The following is a 5,640-nucleotide window of genomic DNA, read 5'->3' as shown; positions in this document are numbered from 1 at the left end:
GGACGAACACCTCCGGGCGTCTGCCCACCGGCCACCACCTCCCACCGTGAACGATGAGAGACAGCCTGCCCGACACATCCTCAGAACCGACGGATTACACGATCAACGTTCAAAGACGAGGCACTAGTTGGCCAGGGTCTTGGACGTCGGTCAGGCTCGAACGGGCCGCGCCAAGGAGAAGTCGTCGCCACGAGTGTTACCCAGCGAGGACGGGCAACTATGAGGCTAGCAGCGAGGGTGGCACGGGTGCGCCGAGGTGTTGCAGAAGCGCGGCGACCTTGCGGTCGAGTTCGATCCCAACGGAGGCGATATCTGGACTGCCGAACGTCGCAAGAGCCCTACTAGGTTGTTCGATCGAGAAGGTGGTGCCGCCGTCGCTGTCAACGGTAATGACGGTTTGCATAGGCACATACACCATCACCGTGGGGTTGTGCCGGAACATCTCTTCGGCAACGATGTGATTGCCCATTAAGTAACTAGAACACGGCGTCGGCACACCGGCAAGGCTCATCAGAGGCTTGACGTCGGAACTCCAGTATCTGAGGAAGCCGTGCGGAGCCGATGCGTTCGTCAGGCTGGTTACCGCCGACCAGTTAGCCTTGCGAGCCACCTGCAGGACCAAGCGCCAGCGTCGTAGGCGGGGCACTGCTTGCTCGTAGCGCTGCCGGAAGTCGTCGTACGGCGCGTCTACGGCGACGGTAAGGCGGTGCGCCTCGTAGCCATTGTCGGTCACCCGGTCTTGCCGCATCCCGTTAATAGCCATGCGGCCTCCATTTACATGGCAGTAGGTCGTGAAACGACTGGCCTATACCCTGGATCAAATGGGCGAAACCTCGATGGCTTCTGCTCTCCCCAAGTCTCAAGGTTTAGCAGCGATTAAGACAGCGAGATCGCGCCACGCCGTGCGGACCCAACCCGGTGCGGGCGCCAAAGAGCAAGAGCGTCTTCGCCGGACGGACAGGCTCCGGGATGGCCAAGATCCGCCGGTTCGGGCTTCGTGGTCCGGCGCCATCCCGTCGCCTACCAGAGGCGTACCCGGAACCTCCCCGCCCGGCAAGGGCTCGCTTCGCTCGGCCTCCGGCAGACCCTTGCCCGGGCGGGGAGAACCCGGGTACGGGCGGAGCCTAGGCGACGGGATGGCGGGGACGGTGATGTGGCTAGCGCCAAGATCGATGGGACCAAACCGGGACCATCCGAGGACGAACACCGGTGACAGGCGATGACAGGCGATGACAGACGTTCACAGTTGCCGCGCTGGTCAGACCGCCGATCCGCCCGATTCACCCCGATCGATCATCGGCCTGGATCTATGGGGTTCAAATCCCCTCAGCTCTGCCGGTATAGGCCGGGTTGGTTGTTCTTCACCGTGCACAGGTACGCCGAGGCTTTGCTGTCGACCAGCCAGCGGGCGTGCTCGCGTTGGGTGTGCAGAGCGTCGGCGGCGACCACGGCGCCGGTCAGGTCGAGCCCTTCGAGCAGCGGTCTGAAGCGGGTGATCTCGTTGGTCCTGCCGTCGACATCGATCTGTCCGACGACCACGCCGGTGTGCTGCTCCAGCACGGCGAGCAGGTGCCTCTGCCCGCCGGTACGGCCGCTGCCCCGCAGGGTCTTACCATCCACGCTGTAGGCCTGCCTACCTGGTGCGCCGCCCGTTGAGGCGGCGGAGGCGATGATCCACCGGCTGACCGCGGTGTCGAGGGCGTCGGCGTCGACGTCCACCAGGACCCGGCGAATCGTCGAGGTCACCGGCGGTCGATACACGCCGGTGAACGGATCACGGAACACCGATAGATCAGCCAGAACCCGCTGCGGGAGGTCAGCCGCCCACTCGCCGATCGCCGCCACCGACCGTGCCCCGGCCAGAACCGCGGCCACCGCCACCGCCAGCACGCTGGACAGGACGTGGCCTACACCGCGCGGATCCCGCCGGTCCGGCACCTGAGCCAACGCCGTGACCAGGCTGCAGACACGATCTTGCGGTACTACCGGCGTCGGAGTGCGGTCCGCGTGCGCGGCCAACACGTCGATCAGCGATGATGAACCCACGGGCGTGACCCTTCGATGCTCCAGCGTAGACACCTGGATGATCATCGGAAGGTCGCGCCCGCTCTCATATCGTCACGATCAGGAGCGCCTACCCAGATCAGGCGAAACGGTCATACACCTACCTTGCCTTCGCCCTGGCGGCGGCATCTCGTCCTCCAATCGACTGGCAGCAACCAGAACATCACGTCGCGAGGGTGGCTCGCGATGTGAAATCGGCGGGACCAGGCGCATGCGGTGCGGTAGAAACTGGCAGTGAGCCGAACGCGGCTGGAGGCATTCAGTGACGGGGTCTTCGCGGTGGCGATCACGCTGCTCGCGCTGGACCTGGCGGTGGCCGGACCGGGTCATGGTCCGCTGCTGCGTCAACTCGCGGACCACTGGCCCTCGTTCGTCGCCTACCTGATCAGCTTCTCCACGATCGGGATCATCTGGGTCAACCACCACGCCCTCATCGCGGACCTTGCCGTCGTCGACCGTGCCCTGCTCTACCTCAACCTTGTGCTACTGCTGTTCGTCGTCGTCATCCCGTTCGCCACGGCGACGATGGCGGAGTACCTCACGCTGGGCGGGCAGGACGCCCGGGTGGCGATGGCACTGTATGCGGCGGCCCTCGCGGGGCTGGGACTCAGCTTCGGCGGGATCTTCGAGTGGACCCTGCGCCCAGGGCGGCGCCAGCGGCCGGTGCCGGAGAGGGCCCGTTGGACGGCGCGGCTGCGATTCGGAATCGGGTCGATCCTCTATTTGGCCGCGATCCCCGTCGCCTTCCTCAGCCCGCCGGTGGCCCTGACCGTCATCGGCGCTGTCGCCGTCTACTACATCTTTGAGCGCACCCCAGCGCTCGGCCCTCGCGCAGACGACCAACGGGAATGAACCGCCTGCTCAAGGCGGTCATCCCCATGATCGACGGGCGATGCGAGCCCGACGAGGCTTGGCATAGGCGGGTCGAGGCGATCACCTGTCGCGGTGTCGGCCGGTTGACAGAGTGAGGTCATGGGAAGCTCCGGTCGAATTCAGGTGGCGCGGGGGGAGGCAGGGTTACCCGGCTGGAGCTGTTCCTGGACCTGATCTTCGTGTTCGCGTTCCTGAACGTCACCGGGGTGACCGCCGAGCAGCTCAACCCGGCCGGCCTTCCCCGCGGTCTGCTGCTGCTCGTGCTGCTCTGGGGTTGCTGGGCGCCGTATGCCTGGCTCGGCAACATCATCCGGCTCAATCGAGGCGTGATGCCGGTGTTCATCTTCGGCCTCAGCGCGACGCTTTTCGTGATGGTCCTGGCGGTCAGGGAGGCCTTCGTCGACCGTCCCGGCGGGCTGCCAGGGCCGGTGGTGTTCGCGGTGTGCTACATGGTCGCGCGCAGCGGCGCTCTCGTGTTCGCCACCGCCGCCGGCGTGGCGGAAGCGGGCACCCGGCGGCGGTTGTGGACTGCCTGGCCGGTTCTCGTGACCGGCACGTTAGCGCTGCTGGCTTCTACCCTCGTGCCGGGATACGTGCAGGGCGAGGTAGCCCGCGAGTGGACCCGGTTCGCGCTGGTGGCCTGCGCGATCGTCGCCGGGTACGGCGGTGCTTTCCTGCTGGGCACCGGAACGTGGAAGATCATATCCATCCCCTACTGGGCCCAACGGCACAGCTCGATCATTCTGATCGGTTTCGGTGAGGCCATCATCGCCGTCGGGCTCAGCCAAGGGACGGCAGTCGGGCAGCCGCTCACCCTTACGGTGCTGGCGGGCGCGCTGCTTGGCGTCATGCTTGCCGGGGCGCTGTGGTGGACCTACTTCGACCTTGCCCGGTTCGCCGCCGAACTGGCCCTGGAACGGATGTCGGAGGCCCGACGAGCCCTCCTGGGGCGGGACGCGTACACCTTCCTACACCTGCCGATGATGGCCGGGCTCGTACTGGCTGCGCTCGGCATCCACCAAACGCTCGCCGAGTTGCGGGGCCCGGCGCCCACGTCTGTCGGGATACGGCTGCTGGCGCTCTACGGCGGGGTGATCCTCTATCTTGTCGGCCTCATCCTGTTCGAGGTGCGGACGCTGCGGCTGCTCGGCCGGTCCCCGCTGCTCGGAATCCTCCTGGTGGGGTCCCTGGCGCCGATCGCGCTTCGGGTGCCCGCGCTGGCACAGCTGGCGCTGCTCACCGCAGCGGTTGGTGCCATGGCGTTGGCCGACGCCACTGTCTTCCGGCACCGCCACCGCAGGCTGCACCACGCGATCCAACCGGCCCTCAACCAGGGCGGCGTGACGCCGAAGGAGTTCTTCTTCGACCTGGTCTTCGTCTACGCGTTCCTGCAGGTCGCCGCCCTGATATCCGACGATCCGACCTGGCGGGGCTTGGTACGCGGGCTCCTGGTGCTCGCCGTGCTCTGGCTGGCCTGGTGGGCCTTCACCTGGCTGGCCGTCGCGGTCCGCTCGGAGCACCCCGTCGTCCGCATGGTGGTGGTGTTGGTCGTCGCGCTCACCGTGGTGATCACCCTGGCCAGCCCCCAGGCGTTCAGCGACGCCGTCGGCGGTCTGTCCGGGCCACTGGTCTTCGTGTCCTGTTACGCGCTGATCCGGCTGCTGCACCTCGTCGCGTTGTGGCTGATCAACCGGCACGACCCCAAGCAGCGGGCCGCGGTGGCGTACACCGCGGTGCCCACCTTGGTGGCGCTCGCCATACTCGCCGCTGCTGCCCTGATCCCGCAGCCGGTCGGTGACATTCGGCTGCTGACACCGGTGCGCGTCGGGCTCTGGATCGCCGCCATCGCCGTTGACCTGGTCGGCAACGCGCTGGCCTGGCCCCGCTACTGCCGTGACTGGTCCGCGGAGCATTGGGCCGACCGGTACAGTCTGATCATGATCATCGCGCTCGGCCAGGCGGTGATCTCGATGGGCACGGCCGTGGTGTACACACCCATCTCCGCCCGCATCATCGTCGCGGCCGCCCTCGGCACGGCCCTGCTGGCCGCACTCTGGTGGATCTATTTCGGCACGACGGCCAGCTACGGCGAGCGGGTCTTGGTGGCGAGCGGCAGGGTGCGGCGTCGGGCGCTCGCCCGGGACGCTTACGGGCTGCTGCATCTGCCGATGGTCGCCGGCATCGTGCTCGTCTCGTTCGGACTGGGTAAGACCATGTCGGTGCTGGGTAGCCATGGCCTGTTCGACGGCGCCCCGGTCTACCAACTCCCGCATCTCGCTCTCTTCGGCGGCGTGATCATCTACCTGCTCGTGGACCTGGCTTTCCGCTGGCGGCTGGCCCGCCGCGTCCACCGGCAACGGGTCGTGCAGACGCTGGTGGTTGTCGCGCTGGTGCCTGCCACCACCAGCCTTCCGGGGCTGACCGCGCTCGCCATACTCGCCGCAGTCTGCGTCGGGTTCATCGCCATCGAAGTGATGCGCGGAGAACGACCAGCACCGCCCGAACCCCAGCCCGTCCTACCCGACTGACCCGGCAGGCCAGGCAGCGCATCCGCTGCCGGCGATTGATCCACCCGATTAGGGCGTGTCCTGCCGATCTTGTAGTGGTTGATCGTTGACGATGTGCCGGTGGTGCGTCGTGGTGAATTAACCGATGAAGCATGGGCGGTGATCGCGCCGCTGCTGCCCGAGCCGGGGAGTTCTC

4 protein-coding genes are annotated in these 5,640 nt (G+C 66.9%); 2 read left to right on the top strand and 2 right to left on the bottom strand.

Features of this window, described 5'->3' with window-relative positions:
• Positions 1-217 precede the first annotated feature (217 nt).
• Positions 218-763, bottom strand: coding sequence for a DUF302 domain-containing protein (locus tag DKL51_RS02105; protein ID WP_109947949.1), 546 nt, complete (start codon positions 761-763; stop codon positions 218-220).
• A gap of 563 nt (positions 764-1,326) precedes the next feature.
• Positions 1,327-1,947, bottom strand: a complete 621-nt coding sequence (locus tag DKL51_RS02100) for an ISAs1 family transposase (RefSeq protein ID WP_260428342.1) — start codon at positions 1,945-1,947, stop codon at positions 1,327-1,329.
• A gap of 351 nt (positions 1,948-2,298) precedes the next feature.
• Between DKL51_RS02100 and DKL51_RS02095 the strand changes: the two genes are divergently transcribed.
• Both DKL51_RS02095 and DKL51_RS02090 read left to right on the top strand, forming a co-directional pair.
• Complete coding sequence (locus tag DKL51_RS02095; protein ID WP_165824452.1) at positions 2,299-2,916, top strand: TMEM175 family protein; 618 nt, start codon at positions 2,299-2,301, stop codon at positions 2,914-2,916.
• Positions 2,917-3,089: 173 nt separating this feature from the next.
• Positions 3,090-5,465 carry a low temperature requirement protein A gene (locus DKL51_RS02090; RefSeq protein WP_260428343.1) on the top strand — a complete coding sequence of 792 codons (2,376 nt, stop codon included), beginning with the start codon at positions 3,090-3,092 and terminating at the stop codon, positions 5,463-5,465.
• Positions 5,466-5,640 lie beyond the last annotated feature (175 nt).

Source organism: Micromonospora globispora (genome assembly GCF_003857015.1).
GTDB lineage: Bacteria > Actinomycetota > Actinomycetes > Mycobacteriales > Micromonosporaceae > Micromonospora > Micromonospora globispora.
The sequence above is the reverse complement of the archived record's forward strand: the minus strand, read 5'-3'. Positions and strand labels throughout refer to the sequence as shown.